The following is a 21,387-nucleotide window of genomic DNA, read 5'->3' on the forward strand; positions in this document are numbered from 1 at the left end:
ATGAATACATCAACTCCCTCTTCGAGCACACTAGTGCGTAAACCCGAAACTGTCCTCAAACAAGTGTTTGGCTACAGTGAATTTCGCGACGGTCAAAAAACAGTTATTGATGCTGCTATTAATGGCCAAGACTCACTGGTATTACTACCCACCGGTGGCGGAAAATCGGTGTGCTACCAAATTCCTGCTTTAGTGCTTGAAGGTGTAACTATTGTTATATCTCCGCTTATATCGCTAATGCAAGATCAGGTAACGCAACTGCAAGCACTTGGAGTAAAAGCCGCTTACGTTAATAACAGCTTAGCGCGAGAAGAGCAGCAATTGGTGTATCAACAGCTTCATCAGGGGCAAATTAAGCTTTTATATGTAGCACCTGAAAAAGTATTACAACGCGAGTTTTTAGAGCGTTTGTCGCATTTAAATGTGAATTTATTTGCAATAGACGAGGCGCACTGTGTATCGCATTGGGGTCACGACTTTAGACCGCACTACTTCCGCTTAAACGAATTAAAGCAGCGCTTTGCACATATTCCTATGATGGCGCTGACTGCAACTGCCGATAAAGCCACCCGTTTTGATATAGTTGAGCAACTAAAACTACAACAGCCTTATATTCATACTGGCAGCTTTGATCGACCTAATATTCGCTACACCATAGAAGAAAAGTTTAAACCTATGGTGCAATTGCTTCGCTACTTAAAAGAGCAAAAAAGCCAAAGCGGTATTATTTATTGTACCAGCCGTAAACGTGTAGACGACATTGCCGAAAAATTGGCTGATGCAGGGCTAAACGCCGCCGCTTACCATGCTGGTATGAGTAACGAGCAACGACAATTTGTACAAACTGGTTTTGCCCGTGACGATATACAAATAGTGGTCGCAACCGTTGCCTTTGGTATGGGTATAAACAAGCCTAACGTGCGTTTTGTACTGCATTACGATATTCCAAAAAGTATAGAGTCGTACTATCAAGAAACGGGGCGTGCTGGGCGAGATGGACTTGCCGCAGAAGCCATAATGTACTTTGATCCAGCTGATATTGGCCGTGTAAGGCGCTTTTTTGAAGACATAGACGACGAACAACGTCGCCGCGTAGAAGAGCAACGCTTTAACGCGATGGCAAGTTTTGCTGAAGCGCAAACATGTCGTAGGCAAATATTACTTAATTACTTTAGTGAGTATCAACGTGAGCCTTGCGGCAACTGCGATATTTGCTTAAATCCGCCAAAAAGCTTTGATGGTACGCTAGTTGCCCAGCAAGCACTTTCGTGTGTGTATAGAGCTGAGCAGCGCTTTGGTCTTGGGTACATTGTTGAATTACTACGTGGTGCAAATACTAGCCGCATACGCGATAACAATCATCATGAGCTAAGCACTTACGGTATAGGCAAAGATAAAAGCAGTGAATTTTGGCTTAGTATTTTACGCCAGCTTATTCATCAAGGCTTACTTAGCCAAGATATTACGCAAGGTGCGTCACTTAGATTAACAGAAGCCGCGCGTGCCATTTTAAAAGGTGAGTACGCACTGCAGTTAGCCGAGCCACGCCTGCAAGCCAAACACGTTTATCAAGATAAGTTAGCGCAATTTAATTACGACAAAAAATTGTTTGCTCGCCTACGCGCACTACGTAAAGAGCTTGCTGATGCCGACGATGTACCACCTTATGTTGTATTTAATGATAAAACGTTAGCCGAAATGGCGCAGCTTATGCCAACAAACGACAGTGAATTTTTAAAAGTGTCGGGTGTCGGTTTTACTAAGTTAAATAAGTACGGCGGCGAATTTTTAACTGCAATTCGCAATTACCTAGCTACAAATTAAGAATGTTATGACCCAAATAGAATATGACCACGCCCATAAATACATTTTAATTACGCCAGTCGAGCCTCCACACGATGAAGACTTTGAGCTGTGGAGTACCCTATTTTTACACTCAGATGATGTAACCATCAACGAATACTCTGCAGGCGCCGATCGCCATCAAGTTCGCTTTACCTATAATCAGCTGACCTTTAATTTAAACTATGAGCATTACAGCCAAAGTATTTGGATTAATGCCGAAGGCCATGAAGCTGAGCACTTATTAGCCGCTTTAGCATTTTATTTAAGCTAGCTTTTAATGCCCAGCGCACAGACTGTTCTAAAATAAATTGATTATTAACAAAAGTGAATATGAGTAACAATTAATTAGTTTCAAAATCCATACCTTTTACTTACATTATAATAACAATGATGTAAGCTGATATTACGATAGTCATTTGCTACGTAGCAGTAAAGAGGTTTAATGGTGAACAAGAAATGGATAGCACAATGTTGTATTAGCTTAACGGTTTTAAGCTTTTATGTGCCTAATGCATTCGCACAACAATCTTCAACGAAAACTGATAACTGCCTTGTAGAACAGACAGATTTAAGCACAAATAAAAACTTACGCCGAGAAGTTCAAGACAAAACAACCCTCTCGCACAGTAGCAATAACGCTAAAATAGCCTCAATAAAGCTCAAACAACTTAATGTATTTAATACTGAGCTTGAAGAGGAAAATAATGCCTTATTTCGATTTGCCAACCGCGCTCATATTCAAACAGAACCCGATGTAATAAATAACCTTTTATTATTCTCCCCTGGTGACAAGTACGATGCTAAAAAACTTGCCGAGTCTGAGCGTTTACTTCGTAAAGAAAGTTACTTATATGCTGCCCAAATTAGTGCAACCGAAAACTGCGACGGCGACGTTAACGTAGAGGTGGTTACCCGCGATTTATGGACACTTTTACCTGAAGTAAACTTTAGCCGTAGCGGCGGAGAAAACAAATCGAGTATAGGCTTTAGAGAATCAAACCTGCTTGGCTGGGGTAAGCGTCTTTCTTTATCTCGTACGACCGACAGTGACAGAAGCGGCTACTTATTTGTTTACGACGATCCTAATATTTTATCTACACGTTACCGAGGTCGATTAGAATACGCTGATAACAGCGACGGTAAGCGCCATTTGCTTGAGCTAACCTATCCATTTTACGCGATAGACACTCCTTTTAGTTACGGTATTTTAAGCTATTCTGAGCAGCGCGAAGAGTCGCTATATAAACGCGGCGAAGAGTTTAGTGAATTTGATCAAACTACCGATTTAAACCGTGCATTTATCGGGCACTCTAAAGCGCTTAATAATAATTGGACCCAGCGCTTAACCTTAGGCTATACCGATGAGCAACATACCTTTGAAGCGATAGACACGACCTTTGCACCACTTGCCGATGACAGAAGCTTAAGCTACCCCTTTATAAGCGGCCATTGGTTTGAAGATAACTACATAAAAGTACGAAACTTTGACAGCATATCTCGCACAGAAGATTTAAATTTAGGCTGGAATATTAAAAGCTTAATTGGTTATTCAGACGAGTCATTAAGTAATGACGATAGCCGCGCGGTGTATTCATTTAACTTTAAAAAAGCGCACTTTACCACCGATAGAACATTGTGGCGCTTTAGTGCTGATATTGATGGCTATTGGAATAAAGAACAGAAAAAGCTCGAAAACTTTATGGCCACCAGCCAAGTACAATATTATTTAAATACCAGTGAAGACCAATCTTGGTATGTAAAAGCCAGAGTCCAATATGCTAAAAATTTAACCGCCGATAAGCAGCTTACTTTAGGCGGCGAAACTGGCCTGCGTGGTTACCCTATGGATTATCAACATGGCGACCGTAGTTTTTTAGTTAATCTAGAAAAACGTTATTACTGGGAGTACGATTTACTGCAACTATTTAAAGTGGGTGGAGCCGCTTTTGTGGACGTAGGCCGAGCATGGTTTAACGATGAAAATAATGGCGAAAACGCACATGTATTAAAAAATGTAGGTGTTGGTCTTCGTTTAGCACCGAGTCGTGCAAACTCAGGCACTATGATTCACATTGATATTGCAGCCCCCATTGATAGCTACGACGATGTGGACTCAGTACAGTGGTTAGTGAGCGTTAAAAACACTTTTTAAATAATACAAACGCGTTAAACTAAGCACTTATAATTTAACTAAATTGTTATGAAAGCTCAGGGTCTAATGTGGAAATAATAGAATTTTTAGAATTGTTTGCATCACAATATAAATTAATTGTCACTATAATCGCTATTTTGGCTTTCCCTCTGCTATTAAAAATAACCAAAAATTTACTCGAAAAAGCGATTAAGGGAAAAGTAGATTTGCACCGAAAATATCGTGCAGAGCTGCTACTAAAAATTATACTCGCCTTTGTCGTGCTGTGTTTAGTTTTAGTATTTTGGGGTATAGAGCTGCGTGGCTTATTGGTTTTAGGCTCCTCTTTATTTGCCATGTTAGGCGTAGCACTTTTTGCCGCGTGGTCGCTATTGAGTAACCTTACCGCATTTTTACTGATGTTTATTCAAAACGACTGCCGTGTTGGCTATTGGGTACGCATTATTGATGGTGCGAATCATGTTGAAGGCCGCATTGTTGAAATGGGCTTAATGAATGTTGTGCTTGAACACATTGATGGGCACCGTGTAATTTACCCTAACAATCTTTTTGTGACACGCCCTGTCATGGTTTTAAATAAAGAACCAAAGCCAACAAAAGCTCCCGTTATAAAGCGCATTATTGGCCCTAAAAAAACATAGTTTAAAAAGCATCGTTTATAAAGCAATACTCACAAAAAAGCCGCAGTAAGTAATTAATTACCTACTGCGGCTTTTTAATGCTTAGCTAAACAGAATTTAGTTTAGCTATTAGTTATTTAGCTCAGCTGTTTTAAGCTCTTCATCTAAATCGTTTATCTCGTCAATAAAGTTCTCTAGCTGTTGCTCTACTAAACTATTATCACTAGCAAAGTACGCAAGATGGAATACTGCATCCCCCTCATTTACCAGCGGCATAGTTTGCTGACCAATAACAATACCGCCTTTAGGCGCTAAAAGCTCAAGCTCAGAGTCACCTAGTGGGCTACTAATATAAGCAAGTACTTGCCCTTTAGTTACATGCTCCCCTAGTGATACTTGTGCACGCACAATGCCATCAACTTCGGCACGTATCCAACTAGTTGAACCTGCAATAATAGGATCTGGTAACTTTTTAGGACGCTTGCCACGGATCATTTTTAAATGACGCATAACATAATCAACACCCTGTACACCGGCCGCAATTGCGATTGGATCAAAACGCAGTGCTTCACCAGCTTCATAGGTTATAACCGGGATACCTAGGTTTGCAGCTTCACTTCGTAATGAGCCATTACGCAATGATGCATCTATAACTGCTGGCGTGCCGAATGCTTTAGCCATTTCCGCGGTTGCTTCATCAGCTAAGTTAGCGCGAATTTGCGGTAAGTTAGTTCGATGAATAGCGCCAGTATGTAAATCAATAATGTGGGTACAATGTATTGCCACTTGATTAAAAAACATATAAGCCATACGCCCAGCAAGTGAGCCACGCTCAGAACCTGGGAAGCTACGATTCATATCGCGTCTGTCTGGTAAGTAACGCGATTTATGAATAAAGCCAAACACATTCACAATAGGCACAGCGATTATTGTACCGCGCAGTTGGCTTGGGTCTATTTTAGCAATTAATTGACGCACAACTTCTACGCCATTTAGCTCATCACCATGAATAGCCGCACACACCATAAGCACAGGACCTTCCATTACACCGTTAACCACTTCAATAGGAATATTAAGTGGTGAATGGGTATAAAGTTTAGCTGCCTCTAAGGCAAGTGTTTTACGCTCGCCTACGCCTACACTCTCTCCTAATAAGGAAAAAGGACGGTTAATTTTAACCTTTGCCACGTGTTGCTGTTCCTTTACTTGAAGCATTTTTTTCGATGAAATCAATCACCATGCCTGCAATGTCTTTACCTGTTGCTATTTCAATGCCCTCTAAACCTGGTGATGAGTTTACTTCCATCACAAGTGGTCCACGAGATGAGCGAAGTAAATCAACTCCCGCTACGTTCAAGCCCATTGATTTAGCCGCCGCTACTGCCGTTTTACGTTCTTCTGGAGTAATACGAACTAATGTAGCACTACCGCCACGGTGAAGATTAGAGCGGAACTCACCTTCTTGTGCTTGGCGCTTCATTGCTGCTATTACTTTATCGCCTAATACGAAACAACGTATATCGGCACCACCCGCTTCTTTAATGTATTCCTGAACCATAATATTAGCTTTTAAGCCCATAAATGCTTCAATAACGCTTTCTGCCGCTTTGCGTGTTTCAGCAAGTACAACACCAATGCCTTGTGTGCCTTCAAGTAATTTAATTACAACAGGTGCACCGCCTACCATTTCTAGTAAGTCTTTTACATCATCTGGTTTGCTAGCAAAACCTGTTACTGGCATACCAACGCCTTTGCGCGAAAGTAACTGAAGTGAGCGTAATTTATCGCGCGAACGAGAAATAGCGACTGATTCATTTACAGGGTAAACACCCATCATTTCAAACTGACGAAGTACCGAACAGCCATAAAATGTAACCGATGCACCAATACGCGGGACGATTGCGTCAAATTCTTTTAAGTTTTCACCGCGATAGTGAATTTCTGGTTGCTCAGAGTTTATATTCATATAACAGCGCAATGCATCAATCACTTTAACTTCGTGACCGCGTGCCTCTGCCGCCTCAATTAAGCGACGTGTTGAATATAATTTTCTGTTGCGAGATAAAATACCAATTTTCATAGTTAAACCTTACGACCTAATAGTTGAGATAAAGCCGGGTCAACGACTATACGATTTTCCATGGCTGTACGCCCTAATAACATTCTAAACTTCATTGTTGCACGGCTTGTTAAAGTAAGCTCTATCGGCCAACTATGTTCGCCTGCATGCAATGTAGTTTCTATAAAGTAGCGTAACTCTTTTTGCCCACTTGAGCTGGTTACGTACTTCATTTTTTTAACTTTTGCTCTGCAAATAATTTGAGTTTGCTCATCATCTTGCAGTGGTTGGGCTGTAAATTTAACCCATTTTTCGCCATCTTCTTCATACTCTTCAATGTTAATTGCATGAATACATGAAGTGCGAGCGCCTGTATCAATTTTTGCTTTTATCTCGTTGATGCCAAGCTCAGGTAAACTTAACCACTCACGCCAACCAACTGTGATCTTTGCTGTCATAAATGTGCCCTTAATAAAAAAGTGACTTATACGCTACAGGCAAAAAAACACCAACGAAATAAATTTATCTAGTCGATTAGTAAATTAAATTGATCTTTTTAAGCAACTGGTCACACAATGCGCGCCTTGCTAAGTAGTACTTTATGTCACTTTACTCAGCACAGAGGCTCTGCATATTTTTTGCGATTTAAACTTAACTTATTAAAAGTAAAGGTAAGTCTGTAAGCAACTAAGTAGATACACTATAGTTAACAGTATTAAAAATACACTATTATGAGAATTAATTATGATTAATGGTTTACTACATGCCCTTGTGCTTGACGAAAAAGGTGGCGCACGCTCTATTGAAAGCACTAATGAGCTAAATAGCTGGCAACCAGGCCAAGGTAAACTTTGGGTTCATATGGATTATAGCCAAAGTGAAGCCGTCGACTGGTTAAAAGCACAGTCTCACCTAACCGATTACGAGCTAGATTCTTTAATTGCTGATGAAACACGCCCGCGCATTACGGCCACAACTAATGGGCACATGTTATTTTTACGAGGTGTTAATTTAAATCCAGCACAAAGCCCTGAAGACATGGTTTCAATCCGTTTATTCATCAGCGAAAATATTTTAATTACCACCCGTAAGCGCCGTTTACTATCGGTGCAAGATACACTGGCCTGTTTAAATGAAAATAAAGGCCCATGCAATATTTCTGAGCTTGTATGCTCTATAACGCAAAAACTAACCTCACGTATGCAAAGCGTTATAGACTCACTAGATGAAACACTTGACGAATTTGAAGAAGAAATAGATGAGCCAAGCAAAAAATTTGATAACCAAGGTTTATCGCAATTGCGCCGCCAAACCATCGCTTTAAAGCGCTATTTAAAACCGCAAAAAGAAGCACTCAGCTCAATGGTAAATAATCACTATCCGTGGCTACTAGATGACGATAAAGCAAAGCTTAACGAAACCACTAACTTACTTATTCGTTATTTAGAGGAACTGGACAGCTCTATTGAACGTGCGCAAATCATTCAGCAAACAATCACTAACCAAGTGTCTGAGCAATTAAATCAGCGTATGTATGTAATGTCGGTTGTGGCTGCATTGTTTTTACCTTTAGGCTTTTTAACCGGCCTGTTAGGTGTAAACGTAGGAGGTATTCCAGGTACCGAGAGCCCCTATGCATTTAGTGCGTTTGTTATATTTTTGATTGTACTTACTGGCGGTATTGGTGTGTATTTTAAAAATAAAAAATGGTTATAAATTAATTTTATACATTTAAAAAGTATTAAAAAAAGCCACTCAACTTTAAACTGAGTGGCCTTTTAAACTACTTAATAACTAAATAATTAATTAGTTAGTTTTACGCGTATAACTAACGTTAGTCATTGTCACTTTAGCTTTTGTAATTCCTAAATCTTTAAAGCACTCTTTAAATGAATCTGAGTTACCTGATTCGCCACATTCATCTAGTGTGTACGGGTCTTGTGATTGTAGGTAATTACCAAACTTGAAGTAAGATTCTGAATCATCTTCTACCGGAATACCAAAGGTAGTACCTAATGCAGCCACATCTACATCACCGTAATTATTAACTACTTTTAGATTAAATGAACCACCACTTTTGATAGTACCCAGTGCATGCTTTTCTTCTTTACCATTGGTGTTACGCAAGCGAACATAAACGTCAAAAATTCCGTTATCCGCTACGCTATCATCAAAGCCTGATTCATCTGTATCTGAAACATATACTTTTGAAATAGTACCCGTATCGCTAGCGTGGTGCTGAGAAATAATCGTTTTACCACCATCTGACATTTCAACTTTTACAGTTGCCTCAAAAACCTCATAGGTTTCGGTCATTGCAACACGTGCACTTTCTTTTACTTTATATTCATGACGCCAGCCATTCCCGTTTGGAGTAATATGACGCGCTTCTAGAGGTACAAACTCTAAAGTGTCGCTATTTACTAATGGATGAGGATCGTTACCTTCAAGGTCAAAAATACTACCGTTGGTGATATTGCTTGCTATGCCGGAACCACTACCAGTGTCGCCACCGCCAGTATCACCACCACCCGAGTCTCCGCCGCCAGAAGAACTTCCCTTAGTTAATGAAAAGCTGTCAAAGCGAACATCGTTTGAGCTATTGTCATGCTTAGCAAATACTTGCAATGAATTAGTGCTAGCTGTAGTGAAAGTTTTAGATACTTTTGTCCACGAAGAAACGTTAAATTTCTCACTTTTAAACAAACCATTAAGATCATTAATGCCGATTTGTCCCTTGCCAAGTACGTACGCACTTAACGTGTACTGAGTATTTCGATCTACATCTACATTCTGGTAAACACGCCCTGGACTACCTTGAATTTTTAATGATTTAGAGCCCTTGTAAGCACTACCTGAAATAGCCGCTGGTTCTGTTTCATTCCAGTTATTCCAACCATCTTCAAATCCAGCATTATTAACAGTTGCCGCTTGTACAAAACTTGAGCTAGCAGTCATTGCTGCAAGCATAAATAGGGATTTTTGGTTAATCATTATCTTTATTTCTCCAAACCTGTACATGAAAAAATCTTACTACATGGCTATAAATGAGTATTTCACTTGAGCCTAGATCACCGCCTGCAAATAGGTTTTAACTTGTGTTTTTATGTGTAATTGGTAATAAGTTAAATGTAAAAAAACCGCTCCTGGTTTACAAATAAATATTACCAATGATTATTGCCAGCTGGGCTGAGACACAAGTTATATTGCTTGTAATAAATTTGCAACAATTTATTTAATAGGTAATAAGTATTGATTTCATTTAGATTCATTAAATCAACATATAATAAAAACAAATAAAAACAGAGACTTAAAATAAATCACCGTAAAAAAACAACAAAACCCAGATAAGGGAAAAATATAAAATAATGAAAAAGCATTAAATAAAACTTTAATTGGTAATTTATTAAAAATTCAAAAATCGCATTTCCTGTAATAACAAAATTGGTTTTCATTTTATTTTATGCAGTAAAGCTTACGTTCAGTTTAATTAACTAGAATACCACTGGTTAACCAATTAATTTAGACTGTTTATATAAAATAAAATTTAATAATGGCAGAACGAAATGCATTTGAAATAAGAATTTAAAGATGAAAGTATTATTATATTAGTGAAGGGTAGCTTAGAAAATTTAAGAGGTGTTTGAGCTCAGTGAAGGTGGATATTTTATTTTCTATAGATAATTTATTAATAATATTTGTACAAAACATACCAATAAGTTTTAAATAAACTATTGAAAACACCTAGAAGGTTGATTTGATTTAGTTCGAATTAAAAGTTTTAGCAGAACTCGGCATGTTGTCCTTTGCGGATTGAAATTAGTTTAATCTAGGGGGCGGTTAAATCGCGGCGCGGGGTTTGTAACCTAGCTGGCTCGGTAACTACTCCTGCGTTACGCTACTGGCTTACTTCCATGTGAAAATAAGTAAAAACCGAGCAAAGCTTCCGCGTCCTGTTCACGCCCCTTACCACATCCATTTAGGCAACAAAGAGTTAATCGTCCCTAGAAAAAAACCTAGGGGAAGCGCATGTTTGGTAGCACGCTTTTACAGGCATTAAAAAAGACGAGCACTTTGCAATGATCGTCTTTTTTATAACAGTCAGCTAATTACTCTTGAAAGTAAGTACCCCAACCATCGTACTCAACTTCGCACTCAACGGCTAGTTGCGCTAGCTTATCAACGTCTTCCATAATAACGTCTACGTCTAGCTCAGCTTCAACTACAATGTCAAAGCTCCAAATTTTGTTACCGTCTTCAAGCTCAAGCTCTGCTGGTTCTTCAACATCGTAACCCAATTTAAAAGCAGCAAGTGCAGCTTGCTCTAACTTAGGAAAGTCTTCACACACAAAGTGGTGCTCTACTTCATAAAGTATTTCAGGGTCTGACCCATCTTCAAGTAGTGAACTTACGATGTCTTCACTTATTTCACGCCAGTTTTCCATTATTTTTCTCTCACTTGAGCATCTAATTCAGTTATTTTAGCAGCCATAATGCTATGCACGCTTTTAGCATGCTCACGCGCGCTAATTTCTTTATCAAGCGGTATAGGCGCTAACATTTCGATGTGAATTGTACCATTATCCCAACGATTTAGCTTAATGGTTTTATGTGTTGTATTCATACATACCGGAATTATGGGTACATCTGCGCTCATTGCGGTGTGAAATGCACCCGTTTTGAATGGTAGTAACCCTCTTCCATAGCTTCGTGTGCCTTCTGGAAACATCCATACAGATAAGCCATTATTTTTAATTTTTTCGGCTGCTTTTGAGATAGTTCCTGCCGCTTTGGAGCGATTCGATCTGTCTATTAATATATTACCCGACAACCAATAAAGCTGACCAAAAAATGGGATCCACTTTAAGCTCTTTTTACCCAAACTTACGCAGTTTTTTGGCACCATTGCTGGCACTGTAAATAAGTCGTAGCTATTTTGATGATTAGCAACATAAACTGCAGGACCTGGATCAACGGCATCTTTATGACGTGTTAGAACTAGCTTAACGCCAACCATTTTAGCCATTGAGCCAAACCAACCCGCTATAATATGTACATTATTAGGGTGAAATGGTCTTACAATCGAAAGTAATAAACCAAAAATACAACTGAATAATATAAACAGCAGCATAATAAAAACGCGTATAACAGCTAGCAAATGGGCTTCTCCAAAAATGAATTATAATTATTATAGCGTTATTTTGTGACACAAACGAGTCAATAGCGCACAAGTGTACGCTGAAATATTTAAGCTCTTTATTTTAAAACAAAAACGGCCTGCAAATGCAGACCGTTTTTATTTATACAAAAAAGTAATTGGCTACTCTTCGCTAATAACGTCTATTGGTTCATCATCTTGAGGTGTTAGCTCAACAACAGCTTCGTCAACACGCTGTAAGCCACGCGGTAGTTTATTACCCCTACGTCCTCGCTCACCATGATAATGCTCTAAATCACTTGGTTTAAGTGTTAGTTTACGCTTACCAGCATGAAGCGTAACACTGCTACCTAGTGGTACAACAGCAAGCACTTTTACAAACTCTTCACGGGCTTGTACTTTAGCACCTGGTATAGAGATGATTTTATTACCTTTACCCTTACCTAATTTTGGTAAGTCTCGCAGCGGGAATAAAAGCATTCGACCTTCGTTAGAAATAGCCATACAGTAATCGCTAGCAACATCGTTCACTCTAATAGGAGAAAGTAATATTCCACCTTTAGGGACACTTACGAGCGCTTTACCGTTTTTATTTTTACTAACCAAGTCTTTGAAGTCGGTAATAAAGCCGTAACCTGCATCTGACGCCATAAGCAATACTTGCTCGTCTTCACTCATTACCACGTGCTCAAAATTAGCGCCTGGTGTTAAGTTAAAACGACCTGTCATTGGCTCCCCCTGGCTTCGCGCCGAAGGTAGACTATGGGCATCGGTTGCAAACGCCCGCCCTGCTGAATCTAAAAATACCGCAGGTTGATTACTCTTACCACGAGCCGAGGCTCTAAAGGCATCACCTGAGCGATAATTTAAGCCTTGTACATCTAAGTCATGACCTTTACCAACGCGTGCCCAACCTTTGTCTGATAGCACAACAGTAACTGACTCTGACGGAATTAAATCTTTTTCGTTAAGTGCTTTCGCTTCTGAGCGCTCAATCACTGGTGAGCGACGATCGTCACCGTACATTTCAGCGGCTTCTTGAATTTCTTTTTTAAGCAGTGTCGACATACGACGTTCTGAGCCCAAAATTTGCGCTAATTTATCACGTTCTTTAGCCAGTTCGTCTTGCTCACCACGAATTTTAAACTCTTCAAGTTTTGCTAAATGACGAAGTTTTAATTCTAGAATTGCTTCTGCTTGCGTATCAGTTAAATCAAAGCGCTCCATTAATACAGGCTTTGGTTTATCTTCGCTGCGAATGATTTCAATCACTTCATCAATATTTAAAAAGGCGGCTAGCAAACCCTCTAAAATATGTAGACGTGCTAATACTTTATCTAAACGATACTGCAAACGACGACGCACTGTTTCGCGTCTAAATATTAGCCACTCACTTAAAATACAGCGTAAGTCTTTAACTTGCGGACGGCCATCTAGGCCTAGCATGTTTAAGTTTACGCGGTAATTTTTTTCAAGATCGGTGGTTGCAAATAAATGCGCCATTAATGGCTCAGCTTTAATGCGGTTTGAGCGCGGAATAATTACAATGCGTGTTGGATTTTCGTGATCTGACTCGTCACGTAAATCGGCAATCATTGGTAATTTTTTAGCGTTCATTTGCGCTGCAATTTGCTCAAGTACTTTACCACCAGAACATTGATGCGGCAGCGCTGTAATAACAATATCGCCATGCTCTTCGGTATAAACCGCACGCATTTTGATAGACCCACGACCGGTTTTATATATTTTATGAATATCGGCTTTTGGAGTAATTATTTCAGCATCTGTTGGGTAATCTGGTGCATGTACAAGCTCAAGTAATTCTTCAAGCTCTGTTTTTGGTTTATCAAGTAATAAACAACATGCACTAGCCACTTCACGTACGTTATGTGGCGGAATATCGGTTGCCATACCTACGGCAATACCCGTTATACCGTTTAGTAAAATATGCGGTAAACGAGAAGGCAGTACAACAGGCTCATCCATTGTACCATCAAAGTTTGGTGTCCAATCTACGGTGCCTTGGCCAAGCTCTTTTAATAGTACTTCTGAAAACTTAGATAAACGCGCTTCGGTATAACGCATTGCTGCAAACGATTTAGGGTCATCTGCCGCACCCCAGTTTCCTTGTCCATCTACCAAAGGGTAGCGGTAAGAAAACGGCTGCGCCATTAATACCATCGCTTCGTAACATGCACTGTCGCCGTGTGGATGGTACTTACCAAGCACGTCACCCACTGTACGGGCTGATTTTTTGTACTTAGCGTTAGCCGACAAACCCAGCTCGCTCATCGCATAAATAATACGACGCTGTACTGGTTTTAAACCATCACCTACATGCGGTAAGGCGCGGTCCATGATCACGTACATGGAATAATTTAAATAGGCGTCTTCGGTAAAACGCCCCATTGTTTGTTGCTCAATTCCTTGCATTAGCAAGGTATCTGTATCACTCATTAAAGCTTACCTAGTTTTTCTTATAGCTTACACGGTAGATTACATTGGCGTAATCATCGCTTACTAACAGACTGCCGTCACCTAATTCTGCAAATGCAACAGGGCGTCCAAATGTTGTTTCGTCTTTCATAAAGCCAGTAATAAATGGCGTATATTTAGTTACGCGACCTACTTCAATTGTTGCTAGCCCTATTTTATAACCTGACTTTTTAGAACGGTTCCATGAGCCATGTTCAGCAACAAATAATTGTTGCTTATAGCTTGCTGGAAATTGCTTACCGTTATAAAAATGAATACCCAGTGGCGCTACATGCGCAGCAAGTGCAAGAGCTGGCGACGTGTAATCGGCAATATTTTTACCTTCACCAAACTCAGGGTCAATAATTGCACCGGCATGAACATACGGAAAACCAAAATGCTCACCTTCTTGCGTTGCACGGTTTAACTCATCAGGCGGAATATCATCGCCCATCATGTCGCGACCGTTATCACTAAACCATAAAGCTTGAGTAGCTGGATGAAAATCAAAACCGACGGTGTTTCTAACGCCCTTGGCTATTGTTTTTATTTGTTTTGTTTCTACATTAAGCGCAAAAATACGACCAAAACGTTCATCCTCAGCACAAATATTACACGGTACACCCACCGGAATGATTAGCTCGCCCGTTGGTGCAAAACGTAAAATTTTCCAACCATGATGACGCTCGCTCGGTAATGCGTCATAAACCACATCAAATTTTGGATCTTTTAATTGGGTATCAATATTTTTAAAGCGAATAATACGATGCACTTCACCTACGTATAAATCGCCATCTTTAATTGCTATGCCAGAGGGCATGTTTAGGCCTTTAGCCACAACAATTTTTTTATCTGCTACGCCATCGCTATTATGATCAATAAGCGCATATACGTTGCCCGCTTTGCGAGAGCCAACATACACAATACCTTTTTTTGAAACGGCTATTTGACGTGCATTTTCTACATCGTTTGCAAATAAACTTATTTCAAATCCCGGTGCTACTGTGAGCTTATCGAGTATATTTTTCGCCATTACAGGAGCGGTAGTCAGCCCAAGTAACAGTAAACTTCCTAGTAGCTTTTTCATTCGCCTCTCCTAGTGTTAAGCACAGGTAATTAAACGAGTGCCTTGTTACCATGATCTTCTAACCATTGACGACGATCAGGCGATCGTTTCTTAGCAAGCAGCATATCCATCATTTCCATGGTTTCTACTTCTTCATCAAGCGTAAGCTGCACTAAACGTCGTGTATTTGGATCCATCGTGGTTTCACGCAGTTGTAACGGGTTCATTTCACCCAGACCTTTGAATCGTTGTACGTTTACTTTTCCGCGTTTTTTCTCGGCTTCTATACGTGCCAAAATAGCGGTTTTTTCTTGCTCATCAAGTGCGTAATAAACTTCTTTACCAATATCGATTCTAAATAATGGCGGCATTGCTACATACACATGCCCTGTTTTTACTAACTCAGGGAAATGGCGAACAAACAGTGCACATAATAGTGTTGCGATGTGTAGTCCATCCGAGTCAGCATCGGCTAATATACAAATTTTATTGTAGCGTAATGCCGACATATCGGTTGATTCTGGATCAATACCCAGCGCCACTGAAATATCGTGTACTTCTTGTGATGCTAGTATTTGGCCTGACTCAACTTCCCAGGTATTCAAAATTTTACCACGTAGCGGCATAATTGCCTGAAACTCACGATCGCGTGCTTGTTTAGCAGAGCCACCAGCAGAATCACCTTCCACTAAAAACAATTCGGTGCGGTCGTTATCGGCCGCGCTACAATCGGTAAGTTTACCCGGTAAGGCAGGACCTGCAGTAACACGTTTACGCACTACTTTTTTAGCTGCACGCAAGCGAGTTTGCGCATTTGAAATACATAACTCAGCTAATAATTCTGCGGTATCTGTATGTTCATTCAACCATAAACTAAACGAGTCTTTTACAACCCCCGATACAAACGCAGAACACGAGCGTGATGATAGTTTTTCTTTTGTTTGACCGGCAAATTGAGGGTCTTGCATTTTTACCGACAACACGTAACTACAACGATCCCAAATGTCATCAGGCGTTAATTTCACACCACGAGGGAGTAAGTTTCTAAACTCACAAAATTCACGCATTGCTTCAAGCAAGCCTTGGCGTAAACCATTTACATGCGTACCACCTTGCGCGGTAGGAATAAGGTTAACGTAGCTTTCAGCTATTGATTCGCCACCTTCTGGCAGCCATACAACAGCCCAGTCAGCGCCTTCAATTGAACTTTTAAACTCACCAACAAACGGGTCTTGCGGTAATGTTTCAAAACCCTTAACGGCTTCAACTAAATAATCTTTTAAGCCTGTTTCGTAAAACCATTCTTGGGTTTCTTTTGTTTGCTTATTAACAAACTTAATACGTAGCCCTGGGCACAAAACCGCTTTGGCTTTTAATAAATGATTAAGCTTGGTAATTGAGTAGTTTGGTGAATCAAAGTAGCTAACATCAGCCCAAAAACGAACCGTAGTACCGGTGTTACGCTTACCGACTGTACCAATTACGTTTAAGTCTTCTACTTTATCGCCGCTTTCAAATGCCATTCTAAATTGCTGAGCATCGCGTCTTACTGTTACTTCTACACGCGTAGATAACGCATTTACTACCGAAATACCTACACCGTGTAAACCACCCGAAAATTGGTAGTTTTTATTAGAAAACTTACCACCAGCGTGTAATTTAGTGAAGATCAATTCTACCCCAGGGATACCTTCTTCTGGGTGAATATCAATAGGCATACCACGCCCGTCATCGCTTACTTCAAGCGAATTGTCTTCGTGGAGTATGACGTCGATACGAGTAGCATGACCCGCCATAGCTTCATCGACACTGTTATCGATAACCTCTTGGCCTAAATGATTGGGACGTGTTGTATCTGTGTACATCCCTGGGCGTCGTTTTACCGGATCTAATCCATTAAGTACTTCAATGGCTTCGGCGTTATAATTTTGATCACTCATAGTTTTTGTCTTTATATCCGCTAAGGCTCTAATACGTTTTACTAGTTTTATTGTTATATGCGCTAAAGCGTTAATATAGTAACTAACCTCAGTTCAGGCTAACTAGTTTTACGTGATTTTAAGAAAATCTACAATACTTGCAAAGGTGCGTTCAAATTCAACGTAGCTATGATCGCCACCAAATTCTATCAATTGCTTACATTGTGAATAATATTTTACTGCGTGTTGAAAGTTCAACACTTCATCGCCTGTTTGCTGTAATAAGTACAGCAACTCAGGGTGTGCTAATTTATCTACAGCGAGTAATGTAAGCGCCTCAATGTGACTGTTATTTAAGTCGTAATGATAATCTTGATACGGATTATAATTAGGCCCAAGTAACGTCTGTAATAAATTATAGGGTGCGACCGCGGGATTAATAACCACTGCAGGAATTTGATAACGCTGCGATAAATACGTGGCAAAAAAACCACCTAACGAGCTACCTAATAAAACGGTATTTGGCGTTAGTAATTGCTCAAGCTCAATGATAGCCTGTAGGGGCTCGTGGTTTAGGTTCGGTACACAATAATCAACGTCATAGTTTGCCATAAGCTCACCAAAGCGCACAGCTTTATATGATTTTTGTGAACTATTAAAGCCATGAATATAAATTACGCGTTTAGCCATACTACTTCCGTTTTTACATCTACTTTATCTTTTTTACTTTTTATATTTAGCATTCTATAAGCTGGCCCTGTATTTTTTTGCTCCCACTGTGAAGTGTGCTTTACAAACTGTATTGAGCTGGCTGGGGTCGCATATATGGGCAGCCCTCTAAAACTTTGTTCGTAATCATTGTGCACATGCCCATGAAAAAGCGCAGATACATTATTACTATTAACTAAAATATTTAAAAGCTGTGGGCCATTTTCTAATAAGTGTTTATCAAGGTAGCCATTTATTGGCAGCGGATTATGATGACAAAATATAATTTTACTATTACTCGAGTTGACTAAAGCGTCCGTTATTTCATCCAAATGCGCACCAGTAACCCATCCTGCGGGCGTAGGTCCTTTCGAATTAATAAGAAGTAGCTCAACCCCATTAGCAATAATATGTTTAGCCGAATTTATTTGCCCACCACTTATACGATTAAGCATTGCTAGTTCATCATGATTACCTGGCACCCAAAATACAGGGCAAGTTATGTCACTGGCATTTATAAGTTCACTAAATAGTAAGTACGATTCAAAGCTATGATCTTGCGTTAAATCGCCCCCAAAAATAATGCAGTCTATTGGCTGCTCAGCAATGTGTGCTAAGGCTTGTTCAAAATGATCTGCGGTATTTACATTAAAGTACTCACCGCTTTTGTCTGCAAATAAATGACTGTCAGTAATATGAGCAATGCACAAAGATGATTTATCAAATGTATACGTATCATCAAACCAAGCCATTATTTACATCCCAATTTAATGTCGCTTGCCCGTGCTCTACACAGGCTACTAACCAGTCGTATAAAAAAGCATTAAGTTGATACTTTTCATCTTTTTGATGCATTTTAGGGTTAGGGTATCCATAAGATGGTTTTATACGTTGATGGTAATCGTGATGAACAATTTCAGCCACTTTGGCATCGTGATACAAACGCACCGTTAAATACAGCGGCATAATCCCTTTAACCATTCCTGTTAGCTGCTTAATTGAAATATCCATGGTGTATTTTGCGCTGCCATCAATTTTTGTAGCAAATTCACTATTGCCAAGTTTTACTTCTCGAATGCTTCCTATATTGCGCTCGCTCGGTAACAACTTTAATAGTCGCACATAGTTATGCTCACAAAGTGTTAAATACTTTGGGAGGCTCTGAATATATCGCTTTGTTGCTAATTGTGCTGTCAAAGTACCGCCATAGTTTTAGTAATAGTTTTAATAAGAGTTTTAGTAAAAACTTATGCCCATTTGCTGGCCATTTTTTCGCGATTAAGCGCAAGCCACTGCATACAAATAACCGTTGCCGCATTATCCATTTCACCGTTATTGAGGCGCATTAGCGCATCATCAACTGATAGAATGTGAGTTTTTATATCCTCCCCTTCAGTTTCAAGACCATATACACCTGATTTCACTTGGCTTAAGTCAGTACGCGCTAAATACAAATGCAAGCGCTCAGTTGTACCACCAGGGCTTGATAGGTATGAAAGCATAAATTCAAGTTCAGTTAATTCAAGCCCAGCTTCTTCATACGCTTCTTTTTTTACAACTGATTCGTAATCAGTGCTGCCGTCTGTCATTCCAGCTATGCACTCTAGTAGCCAAGGCGAATGCTTGCTTTTAATAGCGCCAATACGTATTTGCTCAATTAAAAGAACAGTATCTGAAATTGGGTCATAAGGGAGTACTGCAATTGCATCGCCACGTTCTAATATTTCTCGGCTAATTACTTTAGATTTTCCACCCGCAAAAAGAGCATGTTCAAACTGGTACAAATCAACCTGAAAAAAACCTTTATAAAGGTTTTTTATTGGCTTTAAATTTACATCTTTATGTGTAAATTGAACGAGTTTTTTATCAACCACGTACCTACCTCCTACTTATCTAAAGCTTTAAAATGCGTTAATATATTCTGTTACACTTGAACATACTGTTTTACTAATTATTTTTTTTGTTATGGAGTAAAACAGGTTAACATGCTTTTAGTACAAAAATTGTCTAAGGACCGAACCCCACATGAAAAAGAACATTCTTGCGGCGCTAGTTAGTTTATCATGCGCACTAGGTGCAACAGCAGTGAAAGCTGAAGATTTACTACAAGTTTTTGAAATAGCGACAGCTAACGATCCTACTGTTTTAAAAGCAAAAGCCCAAGCCGATGCGCAGTCTTACCAAAGCGATTTGGCGATGAGTGCACTATTACCTCAAATTGGTTTAACTATGGGTTATACAAAAAGCGATGCAACGTCGTACCAAAGCGTTGGCGACTTATCTAACCAAGTAAAAGTTGAAAGTGATACAGACCAATTCTCTCGCGGTGTAAGCTTAAGCCAAACATTATTTGATTTAGGTGCCTGGAATACGTTAGATATTGCTGATAAACAAGCTCTACAAGCAAGCGGCCTATACGATGCAGCTAAACAAAACTTAATTGTACGCGTTGCTGAGGGTTATTTTAACGTATTAAGTGCAAGCGATAACCTTGAATTTGTTGAAGCTGAAAAACGTGCCATTGAACGCCAACTTGAGCAAACAAAACAACGTTATGCAGTTGGCCTAACAGCAATTACAGACGTACACGAAGCGCAAGCTCAGTTTGACAACTCAGTAGCTCAAGAAATTATTGCAGGTAATGCTGTAGAAACAGCACGCGAGCAACTTCGTGAGATTACAGGTAAATACCACGAAAAATTAGATTTTTTAAATACAGATACTTTCTCAACAACTAAACCAACTAAGCGCTCAAGCGACTTTGTTAAAATAGCTGAAGATAAAAATATAAACCTGCAAGTGTCTAAAGTAACGGTTGATATTGCAAAAGATCAAATTGAATTAGCAAAAGCGGGTCATTACCCAAAACTAACCCTAAGTGCTAGTTACGGCGATTCTCTTACAGACAATCAAATAAATGGCGCTAACTTTGATGATCAGCCACGTTCAGACTCAAGCTCTGTAGGGCTTAACTTTAGCGTACCTTTATATTCAGGTGGTGCTACAGTTGCTGCAACAAATCAGGCCCGTGCATTTTACGTAGGTGCGAGCCAAGATTATGAAACAAATTATCGTGCAGTAACTCGCACAGTGATTACATCTTATAACCAAGTTGTTTCAGACATTGCTACTTACAAAGCGCTAGAGCAAGCTGTTGTTTCAGCTCAAAGTGCGCTTAAAGCAACTGAAGCTGGTTTTGAAGTAGGTACTCGTACCATTGTTGACGTACTAGTAAGTACGCAAAATTTATACGATGCAAAGCGTAACCTTGCTGATGTACGTTACCGTTATGTGTTATCTACCCTTCGCCTAAAACAAGCTGCTGGTACATTAACAAGTGCAGATCTAGTTGCTATAAACCAAGGTTTAAAAGCCGCTTAAATCG

Annotated in this window: 19 protein-coding genes; 6 read left to right on the forward strand and 13 right to left on the reverse strand. The window is 39.7% G+C overall.

All coding sequences use genetic code 11. The features are described from left to right. The 4 genes from recQ to I6F49_RS00215 all read left to right on the forward strand — a co-directional run bounded on the left by recQ (nucleotide 1) and on the right by I6F49_RS00215 (nucleotide 4,638). Nucleotides 1–1,824: a DNA helicase RecQ gene (recQ, locus tag I6F49_RS00200; protein WP_197177944.1), complete on the forward strand. Its 1,824-nt coding sequence runs from the start codon at nucleotides 1–3 to the stop codon at nucleotides 1,822–1,824. 7 nt (nucleotides 1,825–1,831) lie between these two features. After that, nucleotides 1,832–2,116 (forward strand): DUF3630 family protein, encoded by a 285-nt coding sequence (locus I6F49_RS00205; RefSeq protein ID WP_166421312.1) that lies wholly within the window; start codon nucleotides 1,832–1,834, stop codon nucleotides 2,114–2,116. A 171-nt stretch (nucleotides 2,117–2,287) separates the two neighbouring features. After that, nucleotides 2,288–3,997 (forward strand): ShlB/FhaC/HecB family hemolysin secretion/activation protein, encoded by a 1,710-nt coding sequence (locus I6F49_RS00210; RefSeq protein ID WP_197177945.1) that lies wholly within the window; start codon nucleotides 2,288–2,290, stop codon nucleotides 3,995–3,997. Nucleotides 3,998–4,065: 68 nt separating this feature from the next. Then, nucleotides 4,066–4,638, forward strand: coding sequence for a mechanosensitive ion channel domain-containing protein (locus tag I6F49_RS00215; RefSeq protein WP_166419732.1), 573 nt, complete (start codon nucleotides 4,066–4,068; stop codon nucleotides 4,636–4,638). Between the two features lie 108 nt (nucleotides 4,639–4,746). Here the strand turns inward: I6F49_RS00215 and I6F49_RS00220 are convergent, their stop codons facing one another. Genes I6F49_RS00220 through I6F49_RS00230 form a run of 3 tightly spaced genes read right to left on the reverse strand, consistent with a single transcriptional unit; the run spans nucleotide 4,747 to nucleotide 7,134 of the window. Further along, nucleotides 4,747–5,805: a succinylglutamate desuccinylase/aspartoacylase family protein gene (locus I6F49_RS00220; protein ID WP_197177946.1), complete on the reverse strand. Its 1,059-nt coding sequence runs from the start codon at nucleotides 5,803–5,805 to the stop codon at nucleotides 4,747–4,749. Beyond that, nucleotides 5,792–6,697 (reverse strand): 30S ribosomal protein S6--L-glutamate ligase, encoded by a 906-nt coding sequence (gene rimK / locus I6F49_RS00225; RefSeq protein WP_002961977.1) that lies wholly within the window; start codon nucleotides 6,695–6,697, stop codon nucleotides 5,792–5,794. Before rimK ends, I6F49_RS00220 begins: the two co-directional genes overlap by 14 nt. 2 nt (nucleotides 6,698–6,699) lie before the next feature. Further along, nucleotides 6,700–7,134: an ATP-dependent zinc protease family protein gene (locus I6F49_RS00230; RefSeq protein ID WP_166419730.1), complete on the reverse strand. Its 435-nt coding sequence runs from the start codon at nucleotides 7,132–7,134 to the stop codon at nucleotides 6,700–6,702. A 286-nt stretch (nucleotides 7,135–7,420) separates the two neighbouring features. Between I6F49_RS00230 and I6F49_RS00235 the strand changes: the two genes are divergently transcribed. Then, nucleotides 7,421–8,392 carry a zinc transporter ZntB gene (locus I6F49_RS00235; protein ID WP_166419729.1) on the forward strand — a complete coding sequence of 324 codons (972 nt, stop codon included), beginning with the start codon at nucleotides 7,421–7,423 and terminating at the stop codon, nucleotides 8,390–8,392. Nucleotides 8,393–8,482: 90 nt separating this feature from the next. Here the strand turns inward: I6F49_RS00235 and I6F49_RS00240 are convergent, their stop codons facing one another. From I6F49_RS00240 to I6F49_RS00285, 10 genes are all read right to left on the reverse strand, one after another. Beyond that, nucleotides 8,483–9,670, reverse strand: a complete 1,188-nt coding sequence (locus I6F49_RS00240; RefSeq protein ID WP_197177947.1) for a polysaccharide lyase family 7 protein — start codon at nucleotides 9,668–9,670, stop codon at nucleotides 8,483–8,485. A 1,115-nt stretch (nucleotides 9,671–10,785) separates the two neighbouring features. Next, nucleotides 10,786–11,121, reverse strand: coding sequence for a ribonuclease E inhibitor RraB (gene rraB, locus I6F49_RS00245; RefSeq protein ID WP_007585369.1), 336 nt, complete (start codon nucleotides 11,119–11,121; stop codon nucleotides 10,786–10,788). Further along, nucleotides 11,121–11,834 carry a 1-acylglycerol-3-phosphate O-acyltransferase gene (locus tag I6F49_RS00250; RefSeq protein WP_024590693.1) on the reverse strand — a complete coding sequence of 238 codons (714 nt, stop codon included), beginning with the start codon at nucleotides 11,832–11,834 and terminating at the stop codon, nucleotides 11,121–11,123. Before I6F49_RS00250 ends, rraB begins: the two co-directional genes overlap by 1 nt. Nucleotides 11,835–11,996: 162 nt before the next feature. Further along, complete coding sequence (gene parC, locus I6F49_RS00255) at nucleotides 11,997–14,291, reverse strand: DNA topoisomerase IV subunit A (protein ID WP_197177948.1); 2,295 nt, start codon at nucleotides 14,289–14,291, stop codon at nucleotides 11,997–11,999. 10 nt (nucleotides 14,292–14,301) lie between these two features. Then, the gene (locus I6F49_RS00260; protein WP_197177949.1) at nucleotides 14,302–15,396 is read right to left on the reverse strand and encodes a PQQ-dependent sugar dehydrogenase; all 1,095 of its coding nucleotides are present in this window, start codon (nucleotides 15,394–15,396) and stop codon (nucleotides 14,302–14,304) included. A gap of 29 nt (nucleotides 15,397–15,425) precedes the next feature. Continuing rightward, on the reverse strand, nucleotides 15,426–17,315 hold the full coding sequence (parE, locus tag I6F49_RS00265; RefSeq protein WP_197177950.1) for a DNA topoisomerase IV subunit B: 1,890 nt from the start codon (nucleotides 17,313–17,315) through the stop codon (nucleotides 15,426–15,428). 108 nt (nucleotides 17,316–17,423) lie between these two features. Further along, nucleotides 17,424–17,984 carry a YqiA/YcfP family alpha/beta fold hydrolase gene (locus tag I6F49_RS00270; RefSeq protein ID WP_166419723.1) on the reverse strand — a complete coding sequence of 187 codons (561 nt, stop codon included), beginning with the start codon at nucleotides 17,982–17,984 and terminating at the stop codon, nucleotides 17,424–17,426. Then, a complete protein-coding gene (locus I6F49_RS00275) occupies nucleotides 17,969–18,754 on the reverse strand; it encodes a metallophosphoesterase (RefSeq protein WP_166419722.1) in 786 nt (261 codons plus the stop codon). Before I6F49_RS00275 ends, I6F49_RS00270 begins: the two co-directional genes overlap by 16 nt. Continuing rightward, nucleotides 18,741–19,199, reverse strand: coding sequence for a DUF1249 domain-containing protein (locus I6F49_RS00280; protein WP_166419721.1), 459 nt, complete (start codon nucleotides 19,197–19,199; stop codon nucleotides 18,741–18,743). Before I6F49_RS00280 ends, I6F49_RS00275 begins: the two co-directional genes overlap by 14 nt. A 50-nt stretch (nucleotides 19,200–19,249) precedes the next feature. Next, a complete protein-coding gene (locus tag I6F49_RS00285) occupies nucleotides 19,250–19,876 on the reverse strand; it encodes an NUDIX domain-containing protein (protein WP_010553288.1) in 627 nt (208 codons plus the stop codon). A 151-nt stretch (nucleotides 19,877–20,027) separates the two neighbouring features. Here I6F49_RS00285 and tolC point away from each other — a divergent pair, with 151 nt between their 5' ends. Further along, on the forward strand, nucleotides 20,028–21,383 hold the full coding sequence (gene tolC / locus I6F49_RS00290) for an outer membrane channel protein TolC (RefSeq protein WP_166376475.1): 1,356 nt from the start codon (nucleotides 20,028–20,030) through the stop codon (nucleotides 21,381–21,383). Nucleotides 21,384–21,387 lie beyond the last annotated feature (4 nt).

Origin of the sequence: Pseudoalteromonas sp. SWN166 (assembly GCF_015864485.1) — a bacterium.
Lineage (GTDB): Bacteria > Pseudomonadota > Gammaproteobacteria > Enterobacterales > Alteromonadaceae > Pseudoalteromonas.